Annotated in this window: 27 protein-coding genes and 2 riboswitches; of the genes, 10 read left to right on the forward strand and 17 right to left on the reverse strand. The window is 65.0% G+C overall.

The genetic code is table 11. The features are described from left to right. Positions 1-3 precede the first annotated feature (3 nt). The 10 genes from gcvPA to SADO_RS02985 all read right to left on the reverse strand — a co-directional run bounded on the left by gcvPA (position 4) and on the right by SADO_RS02985 (position 9,958). On the reverse strand, positions 4-1,389 hold the full coding sequence (gene gcvPA, locus SADO_RS02940; protein ID WP_353109070.1) for an aminomethyl-transferring glycine dehydrogenase subunit GcvPA: 1,386 nt from the start codon (positions 1,387-1,389) through the stop codon (positions 4-6). A 78-nt stretch (positions 1,390-1,467) separates the two neighbouring features. After that, entirely contained in the window at positions 1,468-1,863 is a 396-nt protein-coding gene (gene gcvH, locus SADO_RS02945) for a glycine cleavage system protein GcvH (RefSeq protein ID WP_209064152.1), read from the reverse strand. Between the two features lie 73 nt (positions 1,864-1,936). Further along, a complete protein-coding gene (gcvT, locus tag SADO_RS02950; protein ID WP_353109072.1) occupies positions 1,937-3,046 on the reverse strand; it encodes a glycine cleavage system aminomethyltransferase GcvT in 1,110 nt (369 codons plus the stop codon). A 56-nt stretch (positions 3,047-3,102) separates the two neighbouring features. Further along, a riboswitch (glycine riboswitch) is annotated at positions 3,103-3,186 on the reverse strand. Positions 3,187-3,207: 21 nt separating this feature from the next. Then, positions 3,208-3,292, reverse strand: a riboswitch (glycine riboswitch). A 61-nt stretch (positions 3,293-3,353) separates the two neighbouring features. After that, positions 3,354-4,559 (reverse strand): UbiH/UbiF/VisC/COQ6 family ubiquinone biosynthesis hydroxylase, encoded by a 1,206-nt coding sequence (locus SADO_RS02955; protein ID WP_353109074.1) that lies wholly within the window; start codon positions 4,557-4,559, stop codon positions 3,354-3,356. Then, positions 4,556-5,800 carry a 2-octaprenyl-6-methoxyphenyl hydroxylase gene (gene ubiH, locus SADO_RS02960; RefSeq protein WP_353109076.1) on the reverse strand — a complete coding sequence of 415 codons (1,245 nt, stop codon included), beginning with the start codon at positions 5,798-5,800 and terminating at the stop codon, positions 4,556-4,558. Before ubiH ends, SADO_RS02955 begins: the two co-directional genes overlap by 4 nt. Further along, positions 5,797-7,149, reverse strand: a complete 1,353-nt coding sequence (gene pepP, locus SADO_RS02965) for a Xaa-Pro aminopeptidase (protein ID WP_353109078.1) — start codon at positions 7,147-7,149, stop codon at positions 5,797-5,799. The genes ubiH and pepP overlap by 4 nt, the downstream gene beginning before the upstream one ends. 97 nt (positions 7,150-7,246) lie before the next feature. Beyond that, the gene (locus SADO_RS02970) at positions 7,247-7,792 is read right to left on the reverse strand and encodes a UPF0149 family protein (RefSeq protein WP_353109080.1); all 546 of its coding nucleotides are present in this window, start codon (positions 7,790-7,792) and stop codon (positions 7,247-7,249) included. A 43-nt stretch (positions 7,793-7,835) separates the two neighbouring features. Next, the gene (gene mrtJ, locus SADO_RS02975) at positions 7,836-8,282 is read right to left on the reverse strand and encodes a JDVT-CTERM system glutamic-type intramembrane protease MrtJ (RefSeq protein WP_353109081.1); all 447 of its coding nucleotides are present in this window, start codon (positions 8,280-8,282) and stop codon (positions 7,836-7,838) included. Positions 8,283-8,288: 6 nt separating this feature from the next. Then, positions 8,289-9,581 carry a JDVT-CTERM domain-containing protein gene (locus SADO_RS02980; protein WP_353109083.1) on the reverse strand — a complete coding sequence of 431 codons (1,293 nt, stop codon included), beginning with the start codon at positions 9,579-9,581 and terminating at the stop codon, positions 8,289-8,291. Continuing rightward, a complete protein-coding gene (locus tag SADO_RS02985; RefSeq protein ID WP_353109085.1) occupies positions 9,560-9,958 on the reverse strand; it encodes a hypothetical protein in 399 nt (132 codons plus the stop codon). Before SADO_RS02985 ends, SADO_RS02980 begins: the two co-directional genes overlap by 22 nt. 123 nt (positions 9,959-10,081) lie before the next feature. Between SADO_RS02985 and argE the strand changes: the two genes are divergently transcribed. The 9 genes from argE to SADO_RS03030 all read left to right on the forward strand — a co-directional run bounded on the left by argE (position 10,082) and on the right by SADO_RS03030 (position 17,765). Then, a complete protein-coding gene (argE, locus tag SADO_RS02990; protein ID WP_353109086.1) occupies positions 10,082-11,257 on the forward strand; it encodes an acetylornithine deacetylase in 1,176 nt (391 codons plus the stop codon). Between the two features lie 24 nt (positions 11,258-11,281). Beyond that, positions 11,282-12,658 (forward strand): amino-acid N-acetyltransferase, encoded by a 1,377-nt coding sequence (gene argA / locus SADO_RS02995; RefSeq protein WP_353109088.1) that lies wholly within the window; start codon positions 11,282-11,284, stop codon positions 12,656-12,658. Beyond that, positions 12,658-13,404 (forward strand): 16S rRNA (uracil(1498)-N(3))-methyltransferase, encoded by a 747-nt coding sequence (locus tag SADO_RS03000; protein WP_353109089.1) that lies wholly within the window; start codon positions 12,658-12,660, stop codon positions 13,402-13,404. The genes argA and SADO_RS03000 overlap by 1 nt, the downstream gene beginning before the upstream one ends. 101 nt (positions 13,405-13,505) lie before the next feature. Further along, positions 13,506-14,456 carry a glutathione synthase gene (gene gshB / locus SADO_RS03005; RefSeq protein WP_353109090.1) on the forward strand — a complete coding sequence of 317 codons (951 nt, stop codon included), beginning with the start codon at positions 13,506-13,508 and terminating at the stop codon, positions 14,454-14,456. A gap of 9 nt (positions 14,457-14,465) precedes the next feature. After that, the gene (locus SADO_RS03010; RefSeq protein WP_353109092.1) at positions 14,466-15,200 is read left to right on the forward strand and encodes an energy transducer TonB; all 735 of its coding nucleotides are present in this window, start codon (positions 14,466-14,468) and stop codon (positions 15,198-15,200) included. 77 nt (positions 15,201-15,277) lie between these two features. Continuing rightward, on the forward strand, positions 15,278-15,832 hold the full coding sequence (locus SADO_RS03015; protein ID WP_353109094.1) for a YqgE/AlgH family protein: 555 nt from the start codon (positions 15,278-15,280) through the stop codon (positions 15,830-15,832). Next, the gene (ruvX, locus tag SADO_RS03020; RefSeq protein ID WP_353109096.1) at positions 15,825-16,280 is read left to right on the forward strand and encodes a Holliday junction resolvase RuvX; all 456 of its coding nucleotides are present in this window, start codon (positions 15,825-15,827) and stop codon (positions 16,278-16,280) included. Before SADO_RS03015 ends, ruvX begins: the two co-directional genes overlap by 8 nt. A gap of 13 nt (positions 16,281-16,293) precedes the next feature. Further along, positions 16,294-16,794: a bifunctional pyr operon transcriptional regulator/uracil phosphoribosyltransferase PyrR gene (gene pyrR, locus SADO_RS03025; RefSeq protein WP_353109098.1), complete on the forward strand. Its 501-nt coding sequence runs from the start codon at positions 16,294-16,296 to the stop codon at positions 16,792-16,794. After that, positions 16,791-17,765: an aspartate carbamoyltransferase catalytic subunit gene (locus SADO_RS03030; RefSeq protein WP_353109100.1), complete on the forward strand. Its 975-nt coding sequence runs from the start codon at positions 16,791-16,793 to the stop codon at positions 17,763-17,765. The genes pyrR and SADO_RS03030 overlap by 4 nt, the downstream gene beginning before the upstream one ends. A gap of 154 nt (positions 17,766-17,919) precedes the next feature. On the opposite strand, the gene SADO_RS03035 is transcribed toward SADO_RS03030, so the two are convergent. Then, on the reverse strand, positions 17,920-19,302 hold the full coding sequence (locus SADO_RS03035; RefSeq protein WP_353109102.1) for an aminotransferase-like domain-containing protein: 1,383 nt from the start codon (positions 19,300-19,302) through the stop codon (positions 17,920-17,922). A 279-nt stretch (positions 19,303-19,581) separates the two neighbouring features. Here SADO_RS03035 and SADO_RS03040 point away from each other — a divergent pair, with 279 nt between their 5' ends. Further along, on the forward strand, positions 19,582-20,154 hold the full coding sequence (locus SADO_RS03040; protein WP_353110071.1) for a LysE family translocator: 573 nt from the start codon (positions 19,582-19,584) through the stop codon (positions 20,152-20,154). Positions 20,155-20,178: 24 nt separating this feature from the next. Here SADO_RS03040 and SADO_RS03045 read toward each other — a convergent pair whose 3' ends face one another. The 6 genes from SADO_RS03045 to SADO_RS03070 all read right to left on the reverse strand — a co-directional run bounded on the left by SADO_RS03045 (position 20,179) and on the right by SADO_RS03070 (position 26,596). Beyond that, positions 20,179-21,273, reverse strand: coding sequence for a succinylglutamate desuccinylase/aspartoacylase family protein (locus tag SADO_RS03045; protein WP_353109104.1), 1,095 nt, complete (start codon positions 21,271-21,273; stop codon positions 20,179-20,181). Positions 21,274-21,370: 97 nt separating this feature from the next. Continuing rightward, entirely contained in the window at positions 21,371-22,276 is a 906-nt protein-coding gene (rimK, locus tag SADO_RS03050; RefSeq protein ID WP_353109106.1) for a 30S ribosomal protein S6--L-glutamate ligase, read from the reverse strand. 434 nt (positions 22,277-22,710) lie between these two features. Further along, positions 22,711-23,193, reverse strand: coding sequence for an ATP-dependent zinc protease family protein (locus tag SADO_RS03055; RefSeq protein WP_353109108.1), 483 nt, complete (start codon positions 23,191-23,193; stop codon positions 22,711-22,713). Between the two features lie 75 nt (positions 23,194-23,268). Next, complete coding sequence (locus SADO_RS03060) at positions 23,269-24,363, reverse strand: PilT/PilU family type 4a pilus ATPase (RefSeq protein WP_353109110.1); 1,095 nt, start codon at positions 24,361-24,363, stop codon at positions 23,269-23,271. After that, the gene (locus tag SADO_RS03065; RefSeq protein ID WP_353109112.1) at positions 24,353-25,531 is read right to left on the reverse strand and encodes a PilT/PilU family type 4a pilus ATPase; all 1,179 of its coding nucleotides are present in this window, start codon (positions 25,529-25,531) and stop codon (positions 24,353-24,355) included. Before SADO_RS03065 ends, SADO_RS03060 begins: the two co-directional genes overlap by 11 nt. Positions 25,532-25,555: 24 nt before the next feature. Next, entirely contained in the window at positions 25,556-26,596 is a 1,041-nt protein-coding gene (locus tag SADO_RS03070) for a type IV pilus twitching motility protein PilT (RefSeq protein ID WP_353109114.1), read from the reverse strand. Positions 26,597-26,651: the final 55 nt, after the last annotated feature.

Here is a 26,651-nt window from a genome sequence, read left to right on the forward strand (position 1 = left end):
TGGCTAGGCGACCGACACCGCGGCGTGCGTGCGCAGCACGTCCGCCAGGACATCGGCATAGGTGTCGAGATCGGCGTCGGTCTTGGTTTCGGTGGCGCAGACGAGCACGGTGTTCTCGAGCGTGTCATAGAACGACGCAAGCGCCAGCCCGCCGAACACGCCGCGTTCGGCGAGGGCGTCCAGTACGGCCTGCGCATCGGCGGGCAGCCGCAGCAGGGTTTCGTGGAAACAGACGCTGTCGAACACACGCTCCACGCCGTCGATCGCGGTGAGCTTTTCAACCAGACGACGCGTGTTGGCGATCGAGGTCGCCGCCACATTCTCCAGCCCCTGGGCCCCCAGCAGGCTCATGTGGATGGTCGCAGCGGTGACCAGCAGCCCCTGATTGGTGCAGATGTTCGAGGTCGCCTTCGAACGGCGGATGTGCTGCTCGCGCGGCTGCAGCGTGAGCACATAGCCGGAGCGGCCATCGAGATCCTGTGTGCGGCCGACTACACGGCCGGGCATCTGGCGCACATGCTTCTTGCGACAGCACAGAATGCCGAAATACGGCCCACCGGACGCCAGCGGCGCACCCAGCGGCTGGCCTTCGCCAACCACGATATCCGCGCCCTCGCCATTGCCCCAGCGGCCCGGTTCCTTGAGCACGGCCAGCGACAGCGGATTGACCACGCCGATCGCCAGCGCGCCGTTGTCGTGCGCCCAGTCGGTGAGCGTATCGACATCCTCGAGCGCGCCGAAGAAATTGGGCTGCGGAATCACCAGCGCGGTGACGTCCTCGCCGGACCAGCGCTCGAGCGCATCGCGGTCGATGGTGCCCTTTGCGGTATCGAAATCGATCGATTCGAATGTGATGCCCTGGTTCGCACAGATGTTGTGCGCGACCTGGCGATAGAAAGGGTGCACGCTCGCCGGCATGAGGATGCGCGACGCCTTCGACTTGCGGTTCGCACGTACCGCCATGAGCACGGCCTCGGCCAGCGCTGAAGCGCCGTCGTAGAGCGAGGCGTTGGCCACGTCCATGCCGGTGAGACCGGTCATCATGGTCTGGTATTCGTAGACGACCTGCAGGGTGCCCTGGCTGGCTTCCGGCTGGTACGGCGTATAGGCGCTATAGAACTCGCCGCGCGTGGTCAGCTCCCAGACCGCAGCCGGGATGTGGTGCTCGTAGGCGCCGGCGCCGATGAAACACAGCCCGCCGCTATCTCGGGCCGCGCGCTCGCCCATCAGCCGCGATACCGCCTGTTCACTCGCACGGGTCGGAATCGAATCCAGACTGACATCGCGCAGGCGCGGATCGATCTCGTCGAACAGATCGTCGATGTCTTTTACGCCGATGGCGTCGAGCATCGACCGGATATCGTCTTCGGTATGCGGAATGAAGGGCATGGTGCCTCGCTGGTCGTTTTCCGGCTGCGCGACGCCGCCCCGCCGGATCATCGACCGGCGGGCGGCACGCGCAGCGCGCTAGTCTTCTTCGTCCTCGACGATGCCTTCGTAGGTATCGGCATCGAGCAGATTCTCGACCGCGTCCGGGTCGGAGACGTTGATCTTGAACAGCCAGCCTTCTCCGAACGGGTCTTCGTTGACCAGTTCCGGCGAATCCTCGAGCTGTTCGTTGATCTCGGCGATTTCACCGTCGAGCGGCGCATAGATATCGGAGGCCGCTTTCACCGACTCGACCACGGCAACCGCATCACCCGCGCCGACCTTGGTGCCAGTCTCGGGCAGTTCCACGAACACCAGATCGCCGAGCGACGACTGCGCGTAGTCGGTAATGCCGACGGTGCAGGTGCCATCGCCGTCGTAATCGATCCATTCGTGGGTCTTGGTGTAGGACAGATCCTTCGGGATTTCACTCATGGGGCTTTCCTTTAAGCAGAAGTCGCGCGCTGCGCTTTAACAGATGGTCGGTAGAGGCTACTCAGAAAGCCCCTCAGTCGTCGATACGGCTCTTGCCATTACGCACGAAGGGATAGGCCACGATCCGCGCGGGCAACCACTTGCCGCGCAGGCAGACCTCGACGCGCTCCTCCCATTCCGCCGGCACGCGCGCCAGCCCGATCGAGCGCGACAGGCTCGGCGCATAGCTGCCGCTGGTGACCTCGCCCTTGGCCTGCTTTTCGTCAGCGTCGCTGTCGGCGGCACGCACGGCCGCATGGCTGCGCATCACGCCGCGGCCTTCGAGCACCAGACCAACGAGCTTTTCGGCCACGCCCTGCTCGCGTATGTACTCGAGTGCCTCACGGCCGACGAATTCGCGATCGGCAGGCTTGAACGCTACGGTCCAACCCAAGCCCGATTCGAGCGGCGTGCGGTCCTCGTCCATGTCCTGGCCGTAGAGATTCAGGCCCGCCTCGAGCCGCAGCGTGTCACGCGCGCCGAGACCGACCGGTGCCACGCCGATATCGCGCAGCGTCTTCCATGCGCTGACCGCCTCGTCGGCCGGCAGCACCAGTTCGAACCCGTCCTCGCCGGTATAGCCGGTACGCCCAACCGAACGATCGCCCTGACTGGCGACACGGAACGGTTTGAGCTGCATGGCCGCTGCGCCGAGTTCGTCATCGAGCACCGACGCGCCGAGGTCGCGGCCTCGAGGGCCCTGTACCGCGATAATCGCCAGATCCTGGCGGTGCTGAATCTGGACCTCGAAATCGCGGCCCTGGCTGTGCAGCCAGGCGAGATCCTTTTCCGTGGTCGCCGCGTTGACCACGATCCGGTAAAGCTCGCCCGCCAGGTGATAGACGATCAGGTCGTCGATCACACCGCCGCGGGTGTTGAGCATGCAGGTGTAAAGCGCGCGGCCGTCTTCGTTGATCTTGACCACGTCGTTGGCGAGCACACGGCGCAGGAAAACGCGTGACTCGCTGCCGGTGATATCGACCACCGCCATATGCGATACATCGAACATACCGGCACTCTCGCGCACTGCCTTGTGCTCGGCGATCTGCGAACCGTAGTCGATCGGCATGTCCCAGCCGGCGAAATCGACCAGCTTGGCGTTGTCCGCGACATGCGCGTCGTATAGCGGGGTGCGTTTGGCCATCGGATTCTCAGGTTGAGCAGCAGTAAACAGGCACGACCGAAGCCCATGCTTCGTTCTGTCGCCCCTCTGTCCTGGCACCTGAGAGATTTGCCCCTTCGGTGAGCCGTGGTTGCCCGCGGCTGCTCTCCAGAGTCGACCGTGCCGCACGTCATGGCGCGGCGGCCGCGTGGTTCGGGTACCTGAGCGTTTCCGGGCGGGTGCGCCTTCGGTGACGGGCCGCAGCCCGTTCTCTCCCACGCGGTTCTTGACCGTGAAACCGACTATACCGACGCGCTCGGCTTGCGCCAAGCAAGCCCCCGATCGCTGGCTACTGCAGCAATCGCGGCCCGTCGGCGGCCAGTCCGACCGCTTGATGGATCATGATCTGGCGGATCGGCGCGAGATTCGAAGCCACGCCGATCGCCTGCTGGCGCAGGCTGCGCAGCAGCGGATTGTCGCTGCCATAGACGCGCTTCAGCGCGTCGGTGGCGCCCATCATCATCAGGTTTTCGGCCATGCGCGCGCGCTGATAACGCCGCAGATAAGTCATATCGCCCGCATCGCGATTAGCCGCGCGGCCGGCTTCGAGCGCGGCGGTCAGTTCGGCAACATCGAGCAGGCCCAGATTTACGCCCTGCCCGGCCATCGGGTGCAGCACATGCGCGGCATCACCAGCCAGCGCGACCCGCGGCCGGCAATATTCACGGGCATGCATCAACTTGAGCGGAAACGCCGCGCGCGTATCCATGCGCTCGATACGGCCAAGCACGCCGGCACTGGCTTCGGTCAGACGTGCGCAGAACGCGTCGTGATCGAGCTCGGCCAGCTCTGCTGCCAGCGCGTCGTCCGCATGCCAGGCCAGCGAACAGCGTCCGTCCGCGAGCGGCAGAAACGCTACCGGCCCGGTCTCCATGAACCGCTGCCAGGCGATATGACGATGATGCCGCTCGGGCGTGACCGCGCCGACCGTGCAGCGCTGACCATAGGCCCAGCCCGCGGTCTCGATACCGGCGGCCGCACGCACCGGCGAGTTCGCGCCCTCGGCACCCACCACGAGCGCCGCCTTGATCGTGCTGCCGTCGTCGAGATACAGATGCACGGCGTCTGTCTCGATGGCGAGGCTTTCCAGCATCGCCGGGCAAAAGATATCGACGTCGGTGAGCGCCTGCCAGGCGCTGTCGACGACCAGATCGTTCTCCACGATATGACCGAGTTCGGGCAAGCCGACCGCCGTATGTTCCAGAAACAGTTCCGCCGCACTGCCCGCATCCCAGACCTTCATGCCCGTGAACGCACAGCAGCGACGCCGCTCGACCGAATCCCAGAGACCGAGATTGTCGAGCACGCGACGCGGACCGGGCGCGATCGCGGACAGGCGCAGGTCGTAATCGTCGTTCGTATCGAAACGCTTCGGGCGTTTGGCCTCGACCAGCGCCACCGAGAAATCGGCGCGGCTGAGCGCCACCGCCAGAACGGCGCCCACCATGCCGCCGCCGACGATGGCGACGTCGTATCGCGATGTGCGTGTACTCATGCCGATCCCTCGCGAACGCTAGATGATGTCCTGGCCGGCGCCAAGGCCAAGCCCATGCTGCGCCGGGCCATGTCATCGCGAATCGCCGGCAGCAGCGACAGGCCGAACAAGCCGGCACCCCGGGCATGATCGAGCCCTGGGATACGATTGGAGAAAACACGCACGATGGCGTCGGTGAAGTTGGCCACGCGATGCTGATCCGGGCGACGAGCTTCGGCCCAGCCGTTCAGCAGATCGGCGGTTCCCGGATCGAATTCCGGATCGGCCGCCAGACGTTCGCGCAGCATGGCGGCGAGCACCAGCGCATCGCGGATGGCGAGATTGAATCCCTGGGCCGCGGCCGGATGCAGCGCGTGCCCGGCGTTGCCGATCAGCACCGCGCGGTCCACCGCAGCTCGATCGCAGAGCACGCGCGCCAGCGGATAGCTGCCGCGCGGGCCGGCCAGTTCGAGCGCGCCGAGGCGCTGACCGAAAGCGTCCTGCAAAGCGTCGATGAATTCATCTTCGCTCGCCGCACAGAGCTGCTCAGCGCGTTCGCTCGGTAGCGTCCAGACCGCGGCGCAGGTTTCGCGAGTGCGCGGCAGCAGTGCGACCGGGCCGTCCGGGGTGAAACGTTCGTAGGCGCAGCCACCGTGGGCACGCTCGGGCTCGACAATGGTAATGACGGCGCGCTGGTGATAGTCGTCGGTACGCGCGCCGATGCCCAGCGCGCCGCGCACCGACGAGCGCGCGCCGTCGGCGCCCACCAGCAGGCGCGTGCGCAGGGTTTCGACATCGCCATTTTCACGCGTGCAGCTGATCTCGATACGTCCGTCTGCCTCGTCGCGCTGTAGCGACTCGAAGCGCGCCGGGGCGATGACATCGACGCTCGGCATCGCCGCCAGGCGCGCACGCAGCGCCTCGATCATGGTGAGATTGGGCAGCACATAGCCCAGCGCCGGCAAACCATAATCGGCTGCATTGACGCGCACGGTGCCAAATCGACCCTGTTGGGAGACGTGCAAGCGCTTGATGGGTGCGGCGTCGCGGGCCATATCCGCCCACAGGCCGAGTTGTTCGAACAGCGCGCGCGTGCCCCAGGCGAGTGCTGTGGTGCGGGCCTGCATGTTCGCGTCGGCCGGGGCATCGAACGGCACCGCCTCGACGAGCGCGATGGACAGGCCGCTATCAGCCAGCGCACAGGCCAGGCTGGCGCCGGCAAGCCCGCCACCGACGACGGTAATGTCGTAGTCGCGGCTCACGCGCTTGCCCCGACCGTCTCGCCCGCCATCAAGGCCTCGATCTCGTCGGCGTCCTTGGGCACGTCGGAGGTGAGCACTTCGCAGCCGTCGTCGGTGATCACGATATCGTCCTCGATCCGTATGCCGGTATTCCAGAAACGCCGCGGCGCGCCCTCGCTATTCGCCTGTACGTAGAGACCGGGTTCGACGGTCAGGGCCATGCCGGGCTCGAGCAGCCGCCATTCGCCATCGCTCTTGTAGTCGCCCACGTCGTGTACGTCCATGCCGATCCAGTGGCTGGTGCCGTGCATGAAAAAGCGCTGGTAGCTTTCGGTTTCGATCACGTCCTCGGCGTCGCCTTCGAGCAGTCCGAGCTTGAGCAGGCCGTCGACGAGTACATGCAGCGCGGCTTGGTGAACGGCATTCACCGGCGCGCCGGGACGTGCGGCCGCGATAGCAGCGCGGTTGGCGGCCAGCACCACGTCGTAGAGTTCGCGCTGGGCTTCGGAGAAGCGCCCATTCACGGGAAACGTGCGGGTGATATCACCGGCATAGCCGCGATACTCGGCACCCGCGTCGATGAGCACCAGATCGCCGTCCTTCATCGGGGCACTGTTCTCGATGTAGTGCAGCACGCAGGCGTTCTCGCCGGCCCCGACGATGCTGGGATAGGCCCAGGTCATGCCGTCGACCTCGAACTCGTAGTGCAGCACGGCCGCGAGCTGGTATTCGTACATGCCCGGCTGCACCGCCTGCATCGCGGCGACGTGGGCTCGGGCCGAGGTCGCCGCGGCCTGGCGCATGAGCGCGACCTCTTCGCCGGATTTGCGCAGCCGCATTTCCTGCACGATGCGATCGAGCGCAACGATCTCGTTCGGCGGCGTGGCCCGGCGACCCTGGCTGCGCAGCTTTTCCATGCGGCGCAGCACATCGTGTTCGAATTCCTTGTGCGTACCCAGCGTCAGATACAGACGCCGGCGGCCGTTGAGCAACTTCGCAAGCCAGTTGTCGAAATCCTCGATATCGAATGCACTGTCTGCGCCGTACCAGGCCATAGCGCCCTCGGGGCCCGCGCGGCGCCCGACCCAGATCTCCTGCTCCACATTGCGTTCGCGGCAGAACAGCAGATAGTCACCTTCTTCAAATCCGGGCGCGATCACGGCGACCGCTTCCGGCTCGCTGAAGCCGGTCAGATAGCGAAAATCGCTGTTCGGCCGGTAGGGATAGTCGACATCGTTATTGCGGTTGCGCTCGGGTGTCGCCGCAATCAGCGCGACCCCGTCGTCGCCGACCACCTGTGCCAGCCGACGCCGGCGTGCGGCGTGATCGGCCTGACGATCCTGATGGCGCAGATGCGACTGATCCCTCATTCAATCCTCTCTACCGACGGACGGCTTCATATCGCCAATGTCGGCCCGGATCGGCCAACACCGGCCCACGGACAGAAATGCCCGGCGGGTGTTGTGACTAGTGCAGCGATTCGCGGGTACTCGGGCCCTCGCGCTTGGGCTGGAGCTCGAGAAAGATCATCTGTACGCCCACGCGAACATACTCGACCAGCTCGGCGTAATCCGCCTCGGCGGATTCAGACTGCGCCTCGTCCTCGGTCAGTCCCACACGGGACAGCTCGGTGAGATCGCTGATCACTTCCCGGATCTCGGGCGACAGCTTGTCGAGCTCGAACTGGCCGCTGTTGCTCAACCCGTACAGGAAACCGTCGCACCAGCGACCGAGCGAGCGTACCCGCTGGTCCAGTGCGACCTCGTCGTCGGGCAGCAGTGGCTTGAACCCCATATCCGGGTCGAACAGGCCTTCCAGCGTCATCTCGCGCAAGGCATCGAGCGCGCTGTCGAGCATGTCGGACTGCACGTCCTCGACTGCCCGCGATCCGCTGGTTTCATTGTCGATACACAGCATGCCGGTGAGGATGCCGTGGATTTCGCCCGGGGTCTGGACCGACTTGGCCTGGGTCAAGCCGACCTGAAGGGCTTCAAAGATATTTTCCTGACTCATCGCGCTTCTCTATTGCAATGCCGCATGGTACCAAAGCCGGGCCTCAGGACACGCCCGTCGAGCCACCCAGAAGACACAGATAAGCAGCGTTATAGAAGCCGTGCACGCTGATCGGCGACAGCAGACGGCCATGGCGTTCCCACAGCGCGCCGAACACAAGGGCCGGCACGAAAGTGGCCAGCGCCCAGGCCGGCGGGTGCTGCCAGAGATGCGCGGCCGCGAAACAGATCGCGGTGAAGACATTGGCCAGGGTGAGCGCGCCGATACGCCCGCGAAGACGAGCGGCCAGCGCATCCTGCACGCCCAGGCGGAAAACAACCTCCTCGAGAACCGGCAGTACGACGACCGCCAGTAGCATCGGCGTGATGCCCGGCCAGCGTAACGTCAGCGACAGCGGCGTCAGCCATGCGAGCAGAAAGACCGCAGGCAGAGCCGCGGCGAGCGCGACGCCATACCAGCGATCCCGCCACGGCTGCAGCGCAGCGGGCACGAGACCTCAGGCAGTACGCCGCCTGCGCAGCACCGCGCCGGCAGCGGCGACGAGCAGCAGCATCCAGAGCGGATCGAATCGTGCGTTGTCGGCGATCGTGCAGCCGCCACCGCCGCTGCCACCATCGTCGTCATCACGCGACGCGGACTGACCGCCGGCAACCATTTCCACGGGCTGCTCGACCTCGACGTCGTCAGCGGTCATGTCGCCTTGGATTGCTTCATTACTGTCGTCCGGGCAGCGCGTCCCGTTCGCCAACGGCCAGCCGATGTCCTGCAGCACGCAGGACGACAAACCGATGCCGCGAGTCACAGTATCCCCGCCGGTCGCAAACGGTTCCATGATCTGGTCCGGGCCGAGCGACGGATCCCAGTGGGCGATGGAACTGGAGCGGCTCAGCGCGGCCGGCGTGTAGATCTTCACCCGGCCCTGGTTGGTGCCTTGGGTCAGGGCCGGCGCACCGTTTGCGTTCGTACTGTCGCCCGCGAACACCACATTCGGCGTATTGGTCAGCGACTCACGGCGCTGCTCGTCGGTGAGATCGGGCCAGAACGGCTGGCCGCTGACCTCCAAGTCCTGAATAAAGCTGCTGTAGATATCCGGATAGCGAGTGCCACTTGGCGAACGCGGAAACTGGCCCGGCTGATTGCCGTCGCCGCTGGCGACCGCGACCAGCGAGACGAAACCGAGACCGTGGGTGAGCTCGTGGCCCACCGTGCTCACGAAACTCGGCTGGTCGTCCGGCGTGGCGCCGTCGATGCCGTAATACCAGCCCTCGCCGCCCAGGCAGTCGGCGTTGCTGTCGAGCCCCGGATTGAAGCGCGCGGTGACGTCGTTGACGGTATTGCTCACGCGCCGACCACGCAGGGCGTTGGCCAGTGCAAGCGGGTAGAAGATATTGGCTTCACGAGGACTCTGGGACGTGAAGTTCGCCACGAACGTCACCGGCGATGCGCTGGCGAGCGTGGCGCTATTACGGCCACAGGCGAATGTGCTGTCGAATGCCGCCTCGATACGAATCGGCACCGTGCTCTGTACACGACTGCCTAAAATCGCCGCCGCATAGCGAAAAGCGATTCGGCGCTGCGCCCCCAGGGTGTTGCCCCCGTTGCCGCCCACCGGTTCGACAGGCGTCGGGTCGTTGAAACCGCTGTTCGAACTGTCGCCCACGACCAGCACGATATCGGCTGCCTGCGCGCTGAAACTCGTCGCCGCGATGGCTGCCGCAACTACGGGCACGGTTAAAAAATGCAGGCGCCGGCCCAGCCGGCGATCGGTCAATGCTTGGCGCGTTCGCATAGGGCCTCCCGCTCGCTCTGGCTGGGCGCGCTTTCGGCATGGCCCATACGCAGCGTGCCGTCGTCACAACGCACGGCCCGCATGGCCGGCCCCGCATCGGGCGCGGGCGTCAGCATCTCGTCGCCGTCGTCGTTGGTCCACGCCTCCGGCTCGGCCGGGCGCGTGCGCTGGCTGGCGCCCTGTCCTTCGGACTGGGACTCGACCCGATCCGCGGCCGGCGCTTCGAGCACTTCGCCAGTCTGGGGATCGAGATATATCTTCTGCTGCGGCTGGTCGACATCCGCGCTCGCGGTACGGAGCGCGCCGGCAGCAAACACGCTGCCAACACCCATCACCGCAACCGCCAGCACTGTCGCCAAGGCTGACCCTGATTTCATGTCTATCTACCCGTGCAAGACCTTATGAAAGTCTGTCGGCGTCTTTTTCAATTCGCGCCTGTATGCAGGTATACCATGGCGGCGTTTCAGGGAATACGCGCGCCGACGAAAGGAATCGGGAACATGGCAGCACTGGACTGGCAGGACACGCTTGCCGAAATGATCGGCCACCGCACGATCAGCAGCGGCAACCCGGCGCTGGACTGCGGCAACCGCGAGGCGGTCGACGACCTGGCCGCCCGTCTCGAATCAAATGGTTTCGACTGCACAATCACGCCCATGCCCGGCCGCGACGACAAGGTCAACCTGGTCGCTCGACTCGGCCCGGCCGAGCACGCCGCCGAGCATGGGCTGGTGTTCGCCGGCCATATCGATACTGTCCCTTACGACGACAGCGGCTGGCATAGCGACCCGTTTACCCTCACCGAGCGCGACGGCAAGCTGTACGGACTGGGCACCTGCGACATGAAAGGCTTTATTGCCATCGCGGCCGGCGCGGCCAGCGAATACGCGGCAGGCGATCTCGCCGCCCCGATAAGCCTGCTGGTCAGCGCGGACGAGGAGTGCGGCATGGACGGCGCGCGTGCCCTGCTCGATGCGCATCGCGAACACGGCCAGCGCCCGGGCCGTTTCTGTGTGATCGGCGAGCCGACCAACCTGGTGCCGATCCGCCAGCACAAGGGCATTTTCATGGAGACCGTCGAGGTGCACGGCGCCTCGGGCCATTCCAGCGATCCGGCGCTCGGCGCCAATGCGATCGAAGGCATGTATCGCGCAATGAGCGCGATCCGTGAACTACGCGAAGAACTCGCCCAGCGCCAACGCATCGCCGGCTTTCCGGTGCCGCACGCCACGCTCAACCTCGGCGCAATCAGCGGCGGCGACAACGCCAACCGTATTCCCGCTCGCTGCCGTCTGGATATCGACCTGCGTTTCCTACCCGGCATGACCATCGACGATCTGCGCGCCCAGCTACGTGAGCGCGTCGACGCCGCGCTGGCCGGCAGCGACTGCAGCGTCGAGTTCCGCGAGCTGTTCGCGGGTACGCCGGCGTTCGAAACCGCGGGTGATTCGCCGATCGTGACCGCCTGCGAAGAACTGGCCGGCCACGAGGCCGCCGCCGTCGATTTCGGCACCGAAGGCGCCTTCTACAACGCCATGGGTATGGACAGCGTGATCCTCGGCCCCGGCGATATCGCCCAGGCGCATCAGCCCAACGAATATCTCGCGCTCGATCGTGTCGAGCCCATGCAGCGCATCCTGCACGGGCTCGTCGAGCGCTTCTGTCTCGCCGAATAAGGCCCGCGCACGCATAATGCGTCCATGAACACGCGCACCGCCCCACTACGAAGTGCCGACGCGCCCAGCGAAGACACCGGCGTGCCGGCCCAGCAGGCCGCCCTGGTCGCCTCGCTGCGCGCGAGCGCGCCCTATGTGCACGCCCATCGCGGCCGCACGTTCGTGATCAATATCCCCGGCGAAGCCGCGGCCTCGCCGGCGTTTGCCGATCTGGTCTACGACATCGCCCTGCTCGCCAGCCTCGGCGTGCGGCTGGTGATCGTGTTCGGTGCCCGCCCGCAGATCGATGCCGCGCTCACAGAAGCCGGCGTGGCCACGCAGTTCGTCGACGGCGTGCGCGTAACCGACAGCGCCGCACTGGCCTGCGTGAAGCGTGCGGTCGGCAGCCTGCAGATGGATATCGAAGCACTGCTGTCGACCAGCCTCGCCAGCACGCCGATGGGCGGCGCACGCGTCGTCACGGCCAGCGGCAACCTGGTTACCGCGCGTCCGGTCGGCATTACCGGCGGCGTCGATCACGGCCATACCGGCGAAGTACGGCGGATCGACGTGGCCAGCATCAATGCGCATCTGGAACGCGGCGCGATCGTGCTGCTGTCCTGTATCGGTTATTCGCCGTCAGGCGAAATCTTCAATCTCTATGCCGAGGAAGTGGCGACCGCGACTGCCACCGCATTGTCTGCCGACAAGTTCGTCGTCCTGCATTCGGGCGCGGCGCTGCACGAGCGCTTTGCCGATACACCGGCCGAGCTCGACCCGCAGGCCGCCCGCCAGTTGCTGGCCGCACCGGACGCGCCGCTGGAAGCGGCCGACCGCGCTCGCCTGCAAGCCGCAATCGGTGCCTGTCAGGCCGGCGTGGCACGCGCGCATCTGGTGAGCTTCGATAGCGACGGCGCCCTGCTGCGCGAACTCTATTCGCGCGACGGCGCCGGCACGATGATCGCGGCCGACACCTACGACATCACCCGCACCGCCACGCCCGAAGATCTGGGCGGCGTGCTCGCGCTGATCGAACCGCTGGCCACGGCCGGCATCTTAGTCGGCCGCTCGCGCGAACAGATCGAGCTGGATATCGGCCATTACCTGGTCATGGAACGCGACGGGCTGATCACGGCCTGCTGTGCGCTCATGCCCTACGTCGAAGAAGCCGTGGGCGAGCTGGCCTGTGTCGCCGTGCACCCGGACTATCGCGGCCAGGATCGTGCCGCTCAGTTACTCGTCGAAGTCGAAAGGCGCGCCAAACGGGCCGGGCTAGCCCGCATCTTTGTGCTAACCACGAAGACGCCACACTGGTTCGTCGAGCACGGTTTCGTCGCGGCCGATCTCGAGGCCCTGCCATTGGCGCGGCGCGCGCTCTACAACTACCAGCGTAATTCCGCGGTCCTGATCAAGAATCTGTAGTGGGTAGAGGCAGTCACACACCGCGCGTGTATCTCGACGCGCCGCTTTCGGTGGGCGAGACCGTCACGCTCGACGATGCCAAGCGGCATCATCTGGGCACAGTGCTGCGCCTGTCCGTCGACGCCCCCGTCACGCTGTTCAACGGCGACGGCCACGAGTACGACGCCCGTGTAGAACAGGCCGATCGCAAACGCATGACGCTCGTCGTGAACGCGCAGCACGCGCCGCAACACGAATCGCCGCTGTCGATCACCCTCTATCAGGCCATCGCCCGCGGCGACCGGATGGATTTCGCCTTGGGCAAAGCGGTGGAGCTGGGCGTAACCACCATTCGCCCGGTCTTCACCGATCGCGGCAAGGTCAAGCTCGAAGGCAGCCGGCTGGAGAAGAAACAGGCCCACTGGCAGGCCGTGGCCGAATCCGCCGCCGAACAGAGCGGCCGGCTCGTACGCCCGACGGTCGCAGATGCCCTGCCGCTGGCGAGCTGTCTCGCTGCCGACGAGGACAAAGACCGCCTCCGCCTGATGCTCGCGCCGACCGCCGATGGCGGCCTTTCATCGATCACCCGCAGCGAAAACATCGCCCTGCTGGTCGGCCCCGAATCCGGCCTGTCAGACCACGAAATCGATACCGCCACGGCGACCGGCTGGCAGCCAATCACGCTCGGCCCGCGCGTGCTGCGTACCGAAACCGCCGGCATGGCCGCACTCGCCGCGCTGCAGACCCTGTGGGGCGATCTTGGCTGAGTTTCGACGCTGACCCAATCGCCATGCGCTGCGCTACCATGCGCGCTTGTTCGTCATCGTAGCGGCGCGCTCCGGCGTGCCCGAAGTTCCAGGAGCCCGGCATGGCCACCCGCCTCGGCGTCGTGATGGATCCCATCGCGGATATCACCCCGTATAAAGACACCACCCTTGCGCTGCTGCTTGAAGCGATGCGCCGCGAGTACGAGATCGTCTATTTCGAGATGTCCGATCTGTTCGTGCGCGACGGCATCGGTTACGGCACGGGTCGTCGGCTCGAAGTGTTCGACGACAACGACGACTGGTATCGCTTTACAGGCGAGTCCGAGATCCTGCCACTCGCGGATCTGGACACGATCCTCATGCGCAAGGATCCGCCTTTCGATACCGAGTACATCTACGCGACCTACATCCTCGAGCTGGCCGAGAACGAAGGCACGCTGGTGGTCAATCGCTGCGACGCGCTGCGCGACGTTAACGAGAAGATGTCGATCAACCGCTTCGCGCACCTGACCGCACCGACGCTGGTCGCCCGCCGCAGCGAAGACTTCAAGCGCTTCATCGCCGAGCACGGTGACGCGGTGATCAAACCGCTCGACGGCATGGGCGGCTCGCGCATCTTTCGCGTGAGGACTGGCGACGACAACATCAGCGTCGTACTCGAAGTGCTCACCGAGCACGGCACGCGCTACGCGATGGCGCAGGCCTATCTGCCGGCGATCAAGGAAGGCGACAAACGCATCCTCGTGGTGGACGGCAAGCCGGTCGACTATGCGCTGGCGCGCGTGCCGGCCGAAGGCGAACTGCGCGGCAATCTGGCCGCCGGCGGGCGCGGCGTGGGCCGACCGCTGACCGATGCCGATCGCGCCATCGCCGAGGAGATCGGCCCCTATGTACGCGAGAAGGGGCTGCTGTTCGTAGGCCTGGACGTGATCGGCGACAAGCTCACCGAAATCAACGTCACCAGCCCGACCTGCGTACGCGAGCTGGACAAGCAGTTCGGCATCAACATCGCCGCCAAGCTGTTCGACGCCATCGAGCTGCGGCTGGCGTAGACCGATCGGATGTCGAGCGCGCGGGCCCGCTTCTGTTTCTGCCTGGCGATCGCATTGATCGCCCATGCGCTGCTGCTTGGCTGGTCGTCCGACAACACGGAACCAGCCGGCAGCGACGCGCTGGCCGCCACGCGCGCGGCCGGTGCGCCAGCCGCGCAACAGGACACGTCGGTACGCGCAATCCAGCACCAGCGCGGCGACGACTCGTTCTCGCAGAACGCAGTGGCGGCCCGCCAACCTGTCGCCGCTCAGGCCCCGGTCGAGGCCTCGCGCCCCGGACAGAAGACGCTCACCCGCTTCGTGATGGTGACCGAGCGTTCTTCCGAGGCGAGCGAGCAGGAACAGCCCAGCACACAGGCCGCGGTCGACACACCGCAGTCGGCGCAGGCGCAACGCGTGCTCTCTGCGGCCCAGGACGCGCGTGCCGAATATCTGGCCGCGTGGCAGCAACGGATCGAGACACGCGGCAGCCGGCGCTATTCGCGCCAGTTGCTCGAGGCGAACAAGCCGAGACGCCTGACCATGGCGGTACGCGTAGGCGCAGACGGCCGTCTGCGTGAAGTCCGCGTGCTGCGTTCGTCCGGCAACAAGGCGCTGGATGCTGCCGCACTCGCCATCGTGCGCAGCGCGGCCCCATATGACCCGTTCGACGTTGCCCTCACCCGGATGACCAGCGAACTCAGCTTCGCTTACGACTGGCTGTTCGAGCCCGGCGGGGCCAGCGAACTCAGCCCCAGCGGCTAAGCGCTCCGCGGGCCGGCAAGGCGCAACAGCCTCGCGCTCATTTGCCGGGCTGCAAGCCGGCGGCGGATAATGGGCACATGACCGACGGACTTTTTCGTAACCAGTTCCTGCTCGCGATGCCCGGGCGTGTCGGCGGCGATTTCGCTGCCAGCGTGACTTTCATCGCCGAGCACAATGACGACGGCGCCATGGGGCTGGTGATCAACAAGCCGAGCGAGATGTCGGTACGCGACATGCTCGCGCATATGGATATCGAGGCGCACGTCCCGGCCACGCAGCCGGTTTACTGGGGCGGGCCGGTTCAGACCGAGCGCGGCTTCGTGCTGCATCGGGACGAAGGCAAATGGGAGTCCACCCTGAAGGTCGGCGGCGGACTCGCCTTGACCACGTCGCGAGATATTCTCGAGGCGATCGGTAACGGCTTCGGGCCGAGCGATTACCTGATCACCCTAGGCTACGCCGGCTGGGGCGACGGTCAGCTCGAAAGCGAGATGCTCGCGAACAGCTGGCTGAACACACCCGCCAGCGACCAGATCATCTTCGATACCGCTGTTGAGGCCCGCTGGGCCGCGGCCGCTCGTCTGCTCGGCCTTGAAGCCCATCAGCTATCGGGACAGATCGGTCATGCCTAGCGCAGACGTCATGCTCGGCTTCGACTTCGGCACCAAGCGCATCGGTATCGCCGTGGGTAATGCGATCACCGGCAACGCCCAGGCGCTGACGACGTTGCACCATAGCAACGCCGACGGCGGCCCGGACTGGAAAGGCCTGACTCGGATCGTCGCCGAATGGCGACCGGGCGCGCTTGTGGTCGGCCTGCCGCTGGCAAAGGACGGCAGCAGCCAGCCGATGACCGAGAACGCCCGCCGCTTCATGGACCAGCTCGGCGAGCATTTCGATATTCCCGTCCATGCCATGGACGAGCGCTTCTCCACGATCGAAGCCATGGATCGCCTGCGCACCGCGCGGGCCAGCGGCAGCCGCGGTAAGCGCCTGTCCAAGGGCGATTCGGACTCAATGGCCGCCCAGGTCATTCTCGAAGGCTGGCTTGCCAGCGACGGAACACAGGACACCCTCTGATGAGCCCTTGCGCATGAACGACCGCCCCCAGCAATTCGATGTCGACGCGGCAATGGCTGCACTCGAAGCCCAGCTCGCGCCGCTGGTCGCCGCCGACCCGGATGCCGTGATGGTGGGCGTCGAGACCGGCGGTGCTTGGATCGCCAAGCATCTGCATGCGCGCTTTAGCCTCGCGGCGCCGTTGGGCACGCTCAATATCAGTTTCTATCGCGACGACTTTTCCACCATCGGGCTGCACCCGAGCGTTGGCCCGTCGCAGATCGAGGCCGATATCGACGGACGTACCGTGATCCTCGTCGACGATGTCCTCTATACCGGCCGCACCGTGCGTGCCGCACTCAACGAGCTGTTCGACTACGGCCGCCCGGCCGCGGTGAAGCTCGCCGTGCTGGTCGATCGCGGGGCGCGCGAACTGCCCTTCGCTGCCGATGCCACCGGGCTGCATATCGATATCGAGCGCGGCCGTCAGATCAAGCTCACCGGCCCCGAGCCGCTGCGCCTGGAGATGCGATGAGCGGTGCGCCGAATGCTTCCATCCAGATCGACGATGCCGGCCGGCTGCGGCATCTGATCACCACGGAAGGCCTGCCCCGAACACTGATCGAGCGCATTCTCGACACGGCCGAAACGTTCGTTCCGGCCGCCGGCGCGCCGCCGAAGAAAGTGCCGCTGCTACGCGGCAAGACAGTCTTCAACCTGTTCTTCGAGAACTCCACGCGCACCCGGACGACCTTCGAGCTGGCAGCCAAGCGCCTGTCTGCGGACGTGATCAATATGGACGTGGCGCACTCGTCGCGCTCCAAGGGCGAGGATGACCTCGACACGCTCTATACCCTGGAGGCCATGGGCGCCGACATCTTCGCGATCCGTCATCCGGAGAACGGCGCGGCGGCACGCTTCGCCGCCCACGCAGCCGACAACGTGGCGATCATCAACGCCGGCGACGGCAGCCACGCGCATCCGACCCAGGCGCTGCTCGACGTGTTCACCATTCGCCGGCACCGGCCGGATTTCGCCAATCTTTCGGTGGCGATCGTCGGTGATGTGAGTCATTCGCGGGTGGCGCATTCCACCATCCATGCGCTGCGCACGCTCGGCACCACGGATATTCGCGTGGTGGGGCCCAAACGCTTCCTGCCCGACAATGCGGAATCACTCGGCGTGACCACCACCGGCGATATCGCGGCCGGACTTTCCGGGGCCGACGTGGTGATGGGGCTGCGTATCCAGCGCGAGCGCATCGCCGGCGACGCACTCGAAGGCGTCGCCGATTATCACGAACGCTTCGGCCTGACCGCGTCCAATCTCGCTCATGCGAAACCGGACGCGCTGGTCATGCACCCCGGCCCGATCAATCGCGGCGTCGAGATCAATGCCGATATCGCCTACGGCAACCAGTCGGTGATTCTTGAGCAGGTCCGCAACGGTATTGCCGTGCGCATGGCGGTGATGGCGATCATTGCCGGCAACAGCAACGCGCGCTGAGCGCGTCGGCGTGTGGCAGGGGCTGTCGCCCCGACAGGATCGAACCCCGCCAACCAACCTGTGCCTCGCCGCTTCAGGACACTGCCAGCGTCATCAACATGGCTTGCCGGATTAGTGCGGCGGCTCACTCGCGCCCGCCACACAAGCGATCCGTTCAGAGCGTCCGCCAGACGGTCGGCTCCGGCGCTACGAGGCTTTCACGAATCGCCTCCAGTGCACGCACGAGCGCCACGCGATCTCGGGCCGCGCTGATACAGATCCGCACGGCCTGCGGTGCCGGCTCGCTGCCCACGCAAAACGGCTCGGCGGCGGTGACGATCACGTCGCGGCTGGCGAGCTGTTCCACGAACGTGCCAGCGCGGCGCCCGGCCGGCAATCGCAGCCAGATATAAAAACCGTCGGTCTGGCCGCTGTAGTCGTAACCGTCCAGGTGCTCGTCGACGAGCGCATGACGTGCGGCCATCTCCTCGCGCTGCCATGTCAGCACCCGGTCGGCATCGCCGGACTCGATCCAGCGGCAGACCAGGCTTGCGATCAAAGGCGGCGGCATCCAGCTCTGATTGCGTAGCGCTGCAGAAACCCGCGCACGGATGGATGGCGGCACACGCATCACACCCGAACGCATGCCGCCGCCGAGGATCTTGGCCACCGAAAACAGATACACCGTGCGTTCCGGCGCGAGTTGATACAGCGGCGTGCCGCGTTCGCCGGTGAACTGCACGCCGTCCTCGATCAACCAGAAGTCGCGCTCGCGGGCGAGCGCTGCAAGCGCGTGCCGGCGCGCCTCGGAGAGCGGCGCGGTCGTCGGATTGTGATGTTCGGGCATGAGATAGAGCGCACGGAACGGCTGTCGTTCATGGCGCACGGCCAGCGCCTCGATATCGATACCCTCACCATCGTGATCCACAGCCACAGTGCGAATACCGAGCTGCTGGACCACGCTGATCAACCCGGGATAGGTCAGAGTCTCGGCAGCCAGACGCTCGCCGGGGGCAAGCAGCGTCGAGACGCTCAGGAAGATGCCATTCATACCGCCCTGGTCGATGAGCAGTTCGTCGGCGTCCATCGGCAACCCGAGCCGCGTTAGCCATGCGGCATAAACGGCACGATGCGAATCTAGGCCACCCTCCAGCTGATAGTCCATGGCATGTCGCAGCGCTGCCGGATCGGCTTGCAGTGCCGCCATGGCACGCCCCAGGCCCAGCGCGCGTTCATCGCAGGGCGGCGGCAACGACAGCGATAGATCCACCCGCTGATCGTCTGCCTGCGGGCTGACATGCGTGAACACGGATTCGGCACGCGGGCATACATATGTGCCGCTGCCGACGCGCGCCTCGACCCGGCCCTTGCGCTCGACCTCGGCATAGGCGCGGGTGACCGTGCCGGTGGTCACGCCCAGCGCGTGGGCAAGCCGGCGCTGTGGCGGCAGCTTCTCGTTTTCGCCGAGTTCACCGGCGTCGATGGCGGCCACGATCGCTTCCGCCAGTTGGCGATACCGTGGACCGACGCCGGACAGTTCTGGCTCCCAGATTGTCATGGTGACAATAAAACCGTTGACGCGATAAAACGCTGCATTAGAGTGAATTCGTCCGCATACGAATTATCTAACCACGACTTTTGTACCCGTACAATAATTAATAAGAAAGACCCTGGAAATGAAGCCGATCCCCCGCCCAGCGCCAGACCGGGCAACCGACACCAACCACGGCACCACGCGCGACCGGAACAAAGCCGACCGTCGTTACGTGACCAATATCCAGAACCGGCATACGGGCGGCCGGTCGTGAGCTCTGTCACCTGGCTGGCGTCGATCGTCATGTTCAGCGTGGCCATGTCGGGCACGCCGGGGCCGAACAACGTCATGCTTACAGCGTCGGGCGCGCGCTACGGCTATGCGCGCACGCTGCCGCATATCGCCGGCATTCTCGGCGGCTGTGTCGTGCTGTTCATGGCGATCGCTTTAGGGTTGGGCGCGGTATTCGAACGCTACCCGAGCGTGCAGTGGTCGCTGCGATTCATCGGCAGCGCCTACCTGCTCTATCTGGCCTGGCGCATTGCCACGGCCCCGCCGCCGACGCTGGACGCGGCCGGTGACGCACGCCCGCTCAACGCCTGGGAAGCCGCGGCGTTCCAGTTCGCCAATCCAAAGGCGTGGATCATGGGCCTGACGCTGACCGCCTCTTTCCTGCCCGCGAACGGGTCGCTGGTGGTCAACGCCTTCCTGCTGGCGCTGCTGATGGAAGCCGTGGCCTTTCCATGCGTGTCGTTCTGGGCATTGTTCGGGCGCACACTCGGCACGCGCCTGCGCACGCCGCGCGCCTGGCGGATCTTCAACGGCGTGATGGGCCTACTGACCGCGGCCTGCGTAATCCTGATCTTCAGTGATTGAGCCCGGCTCGCTACGAAGCCGGTTTTACACGATCGGCGGCTCGCCGGATTCGCCACGGTCGTCGAAGTCGTCCGGCTCGTTGTCGGACTGATAGGCCTCGACACGGCTGGCGAGTTTCTGCGCGCCCTTGACCCTTGCGACGTGGTAAAGCGCGTCGCCGGCATGGGCGAGCGGTAGATAGGAGCGGCCGATAACGATGCCCGGGTGCTCCGATTTCACTGCGACCTCGGTCTCGCCGAACGGGTCGGCAATATACGCCAGCACCTGATCCTTACTGACGTATTCACCGAGTTCGACCAGCGAGCGCAGGATGCCGGACTCGGGGGCGCGCTCCCAGTTCGAATCCTGAGCGACCACCGACTTGTGCGGCGCGCGACGGCCGCGCATGGGCAGCATACCCAGTTCGCGCATCACGCCCGAGATGCCGCGGACACCGGCACGGATCGAAAACTCGTCGAAACGCAGCGCTTCGCCTGCTTCATAAAGTAGCAGCGGCACGCCTTTCTCATTGGCGTGTTCGCGTAACGAGCCTTCGCGAAGGCCGGCATCGATAAGCAGCGGGCAGCCGAAAGCTTCCGCCAGCCGGCGCGTGGTGTCGTTCGATAGGTCGGCTCGAATCTGCGGCAGATTGGAACGGTGAATAGCACCGGTGTGCAGATCGATACCGTAATCGGCCTTGGACAGGATCTCGTCGACGAACACCTTGGCCAGGCGCGCCGCCACCGAGCCTTTCGAGGTGCCGGGGAACGAGCGATTGAGATCGCGCCGATCCGGCAGATAACGCGAATGGCGCAAAAACCCGTGCACGTTCACAATGGGCACGGCGATCAGCGTGCCGCGCAGCTGCTTGAGGCCACGCAGCTTGAGCAAACGGCGAATGATTTCCACCCCGTTGAGCTCGTCGCCGTGCACCGCGGCGGATACGAACAGCACCGGCCCGCCGCGCTTACCGCGGATCACGTTCACCGGCATGGTGAGCTTGGCGTGGGTATAGAGATCGGCAACCGGCAGATCGATCGTCGTGCGCGTGCCCGGCGCGATGCTCTGGCCGCCGATTTCCAGCGGCTTGGCGTGGCCGGGCTCTTTAGCGCGGGTCGTGTTCGTGGTGTCTTCGGTCATACGGCTGTGGTGGATACCTTCTCGACTGGCTCACAACGAAAAACGGCAGCGTCGAAACGCTGCCGTATAGCAGTATAGCCCTTGCGTCGCCAGACAATCAGCCGCCGCCGCGGGTCCGGGTCTTGCCGCGCTTCGAGTAGGTCTCGATGAAGCTTATGATCTGGCCGGCGACGTCCTTGGTGGTCGCCGTCTCGATGCCTTCCAGACCGGGAGAGGAATTGACCTCCATCACCACCGGGCCATGATTGGAGCGCAACAGATCCACACCGGCCACGTTGAGCCCCATGATCTTGGCTGCGCGCACCGCGGTGGAACGCTCTTCCGGCGTGATCTTGATCACCGACGCGGAGCCACCGCGATGCAGATTGGACCGGAACTCGCCTTCCTTGCCCTGGCGCTTCATGGAGGCGACGACCTTGTCGCCGATCACGAAGCAGCGGATATCCGCGCCCTTGGCTTCCTTGACGAACTCCTGCACCAGAAAGTGGGCGTCCAGACCGCGGAAGGCGTCGATTACCGATTCGGCCGCACCGCGGGTCTCCGTAAGCACCACGCCCTTGCCCTGCGTGCCCTCGGTGAGCTTGATCACGTACTGGTTGCCGCCGACCAGCTCGAGCAGATCGTCCGTATCGTCCGGCGAATGCGCAAAACCGGTCACCGGCAGGCCGATGCCCTTGCGCGAAAGCAGCTGCATCGAGCGCAGCTTATCGCGCGAGCGGGAGATCGCCACCGATTCGTTGAGCGGATAGACACCGATCATCTCGAACTGGCGCAGCACCGCGGTCGCATAGAACGTGATCGACGCGCCGATACGCGGGATGATCGCGTCGAAGCCTTCCAGCTTGCGGCCCTTGTAATGGATCTCCGGCGCGTGCGGCACGATATTCATGTAGCAGCGCAGCGGATCGATCACGGTCATCTCGTGACCCCGCGCCTTGCCCGCTTCGATCATCCGGCGGGTCGAATAGAGGTTGCGGTTACGAGACAGGATGGCGATTTGCATAGGTGGAATCTCTGATTAAGCCGAACGCGGATCGCGTTTGTGTCCCAAGCCGTGTGTCTGCAAGGCGCCCCGCGACGCATCGTGGCGGGCGTCGACCCGAGAGGCGGAGCAGGGTCTTCCCGCGGCATAGCTGTGGGATGCGACCCTCGGCGGGACGAACCCGTACGAGTCGTAGCCTCGGGTCTCTGGCCGCACGCCGGCGGTCGCATCCCGGCTGTGCCGGGAACCCTGCTCCTCGCCTCGTACGGCCCGATCGAGCGGGACAACGCCGCAGGCGCGCGGCTTGGGCCAAACCTCGGAGAGGCCGGGCCTTGGCGCGCGCCTGGTCTGCGTCATTCGTCGTTCATGTGCAGCCAGCACATTTCTCTCCTCATTCCTTGCCAAACGCGCGCCAAGACGCCGGCGCGACCGTGTTCGGCTTAATCAGAGATTCCTTACTCCGGCGGTCGGCCGGTGAGAAAGGATGCCAAGGGGTCAACACGGATCGACCGCATGGCGGTTCGACCGACAAGCATGCGGAAAAGCATTGTATCGCGTGCAGTCAATGTAATCTCGATCGGCCACTCGCGATTTGCCATGCGCACCGGGGTTTCGATCACGAAACGCCATTCGCGATGGCCGCCGGAGTCGCGCACGCTGCGCTCGTCGACCACCGGCGCATCGCACCAGGTGACCGTTTCGGTATCGCGTTGATAAGGATGGACGCCGAAACGCGCGATCTTTACGCCCGCCTCGTGGGCCACATCGAGTTCAAAGGTGTGCAGCGCCGACGTACGGGCACCGGTATCGATCTTCGCCTTGATGTATTCGATACCCAGGCCGGGCAAGCTCACCCATTCACGCCAGCCGATCAGCGTGCCTTCGGCGGCGTCGGCCGGATTTATGAGGTTGTCGCCGTTGGCGCCATTGCTTGTCATCCACCCATCCGGGAACTCAAATCTGAAGTGAATCGTCGCCGCAACGCACCTGCGCTGGCAAGGCGCGCGTTGTATCTACAGCTGGGCAAAGGCGAGTTTGCTCTGCAGATTCTCGCGTGAATCGGCATACGCCAACGCCTGTTCCGAAGTGATCTGACGATTGCGCACCAGCGCGAGCAGTGAGTCGTCGAACGTCGCCATCCCGTCGCCGCCGTCGCCTTCGGACATCGCCTCGCGCACGCTGTCGATACGGCCCTGCCGGATCAGCTCGGCGATGTAGGGCGTGTTAAGCAGGATCTCGAAAGCCGCAACGCGCTTGCCGCCAATTCCGGCGACCAGGCGCTGGGAGATGATCGCGCGCAGGTTGAGCGACATATCCATGAACAACGCATCCCGCGAAGCCTCGGGGAACAGCGCAACTAGACGCTGCAGCGCCTGATAGGCGTTATTGCCGTGCAAGGTGGTGAGCGCCAGATGGCCCGTACCGGCGAGCTGAATCGCGGCTTCCGCGGTGGCCAGGTCACGCGTTTCGCCGATCTGAACCACGTCCGGCGCTTCACGCATGGCCGAGCGCACGGCGCGCGCGAAATTGAGCGTATCCGCGCCCAGCTCGCGCTGGTTCACGATCGATCGCTTGTGGCGATACATGAATTCGATCGGGTCCTCGATGGTGAGGATATGTCCGTTCGCATTTTCGCTACGATGGTTGATCATTGCGGCGAGCGTGGTCGACTTGCCGGAGCCCGTGGCACCGACAACAATCACCAGGCCACGCTTCTGCATGGCCAGCCGCTTGAGCACCGGCGGCAGATCCAGATCGTCGAACGTCGGCATTTTGCCGATATTGCGCAACACCATGGCCGCGGAGCCGCGCTGGCGAAACGCGTTGACACGAAACCGGCCGTGATTGCCCAGCCGAAATGCGAAATCGACTTCCTGCTCGCGCTCGAACTCCGCCCGCTGCTCGTCGCTCATGATGCTTTCGACCAACGCCTCGATTACTTCGGGCGTGAGCGGCTCGATCGATTTACTCTTGACCGGGTAGATCTCGCCCTCGACGCGCAGCATGACCGGCGCATGGGTCGTGAAATAGACGTCCGATGCGCCCTTGTCTATCGCGAGCTGGAGATAGGGGTAGACCTGATCGGCAACCGACGCGCTATCCGCCATGGCCGAACTCTTCCTCGTCTTCCTCCGGTTCGTCCTCGCGCATCGACAACGACTGCACACCGGCGTCGTCCTTGAGATTCTGGCGCGCGCGCTGGCTGTTGAGCTTGATGTTCAGGCGCAGTTCGTTCTGCGAATCGGCATGGCGCAGCGCTTCGGTGAAGTCGATTTCGCCGGCCTCGAACAACTTGAACAGGCTCTGATCGAACGTGATCATGCCCTGCTCGTTGCCGCGGCTCATCACCTCCTTGAGCTCGCCGACCTTGCCCTTGAAGATCATGTCCGCGACGTGCGGCGTGTTGAGCAGGATCTCGGTCGCCGCACAACGACCGCCGCCGAGCTTGCGTACCAGCCGCTGCGAAATCAGCGCACGCAGGTTCAGCGACAGATCCATGAGCAGCTGTTCGCGCTTGGCCTCGTCGAAGAAGTTGATGATGCGATCGAGCGCCTGGTTGGCGCTGTTCGCATGCAGAGTGCACAGCACCAGATGGCCGGTCTCGGCGAAGTTGATCGCGTATTCCATGGTCTCGCGGGTACGCACCTCGCCGACCAGAATCACGTTCGGCGCCTGGCGCAGCGTATTCTTTAGCGCGTTCTCCCAGGACTGGGTGTCCACACCGACTTCACGCTGGGTCACGATCGATTTTTTATGCGGATGCACGAACTCGATCGGGTCCTCGATGGTGATGATATGGCCCGCCGAGTTGTTGTTGCGGTGGCCAAGCATCGCCGCTAGCGAGGTCGACTTACCCGACCCCGTCGCGCCGGCCATGATCACTAGGCCACGCTCGGCGAGTACCACGTCCTTGAGCACCGGCGGCAGGCCGAGCTCGTCGAAATTCGGAATCTCGGTGTTGATCACGCGCATGACCGCGCCAACCCGGCCCTGCTGCACGAACGCCGAGACGCGGAAACGCCCGGAGGGCGGCGAGATCGCGAACTGGCATTCCTTGAACTCGTCGAACTCGCGCGCCTGGCGGTCGTTCATGATCGAGCGCACGATCAATGCCGACTGCTCGTTCGTGAGCGCGCGCTCCATGAGCGGCGAGATCTGGCCGTCATGCTTGATCGCCGGCGGAAACCCGCTGGTAATGAAAAGATCCGAGCCGCCTTCCGAGACGAGCCGCTCGAGCAATACGGTGAGCAGCTTCGTTGCCTGTGCACGATCCATGACGTTGCCTTTTTCTTTTGGAGTCTAGCCGGCGAGCGAATCGCGGTTGCTGGCCCGTCGCGAGGCCTCTTCGCGCGCCACCACGCCGCGGCGCACCAGGTCCTGCAAACACTGATCGAGGGTCTGCATGCCCACCGACTGGCCGGTCTGGATCGCGGAATACATCTGCGCGACCTTGCCTTCGCGGATGAGGTTTCGGATGGCCGGCGTGCCCATCATGATCTCGTGGGCGGCCACGCGCCCGCCGGCCTTCTTCTTCATGAGCGTCTGCGAGATCACCGCGCGCAGCGATTCCGACAGCATCGCCCGCACCATGTCCTTCTCGGCACCGGGAAAGACGTCGATGATGCGGTCGATGGTTTTGGCGGCGGAACTGGTATGCAGCGTGCCGAACACCAGATGACCGGTCTCGGCCGCGGTCATCGCCAGGCGGATGGTTTCCAGATCGCGCAGCTCGCCGACCAGAATGGTATCCGGATCCTCGCGCAGCGCGCTGCGCAGGGCTGCGGCAAAGGAATGGGTATCGCGCTCGACCTCGCGCTGGTTGATCAGGCACTTCTGCGAACTGTGCACGAACTCGATCGGGTCCTCGACGGTGAGGATATGGCCGAGCTCGCTCTGGTTCTTGTGGTTGATCATCGCCGCAAGCGTGGTCGACTTGCCCGAGCCCGTCGGCCCGGTGACCAGCACCAGCCCACGAGGCAGGCTCGCGATCTCGCGGAAAATCTTGGGGGCGTCGAGATCGTCCAGGGTCAGCACCTCGGACGGAATCGTGCGGAACACCGCCGCCGCGCCGCGGTTCTGGTTGAACACGTTGACACGAAAACGCGCGAGATTCGGAATCTCGAAGGAGAAGTCGGTCTCCAGGTGTTCGTCGTAGGCCTTGCGCTGACGATCATTCATGATGTCGTAGACAAGATCGAACACTTCCTTGTGTTCCATCGGCGGCAGATTGATCCGCCGCATATCACCATCGACACGAATCATCGGCGGCAAGCCGGCCGATAGATGAAGATCCGAGGCGTTCTGTTTGACTGAGAAAGCCAGTAACTGGGAAATATCCATGTGCCCCCAACGTACTCCCTAGAATGCCGGCCACGTTATCCTAATCCTAACCTAA

The organism is Salinisphaera dokdonensis CL-ES53, from assembly GCF_040361215.1.
GTDB classification, from domain to species: Bacteria; Pseudomonadota; Gammaproteobacteria; order Nevskiales; family Salinisphaeraceae; genus Salinisphaera; species Salinisphaera dokdonensis.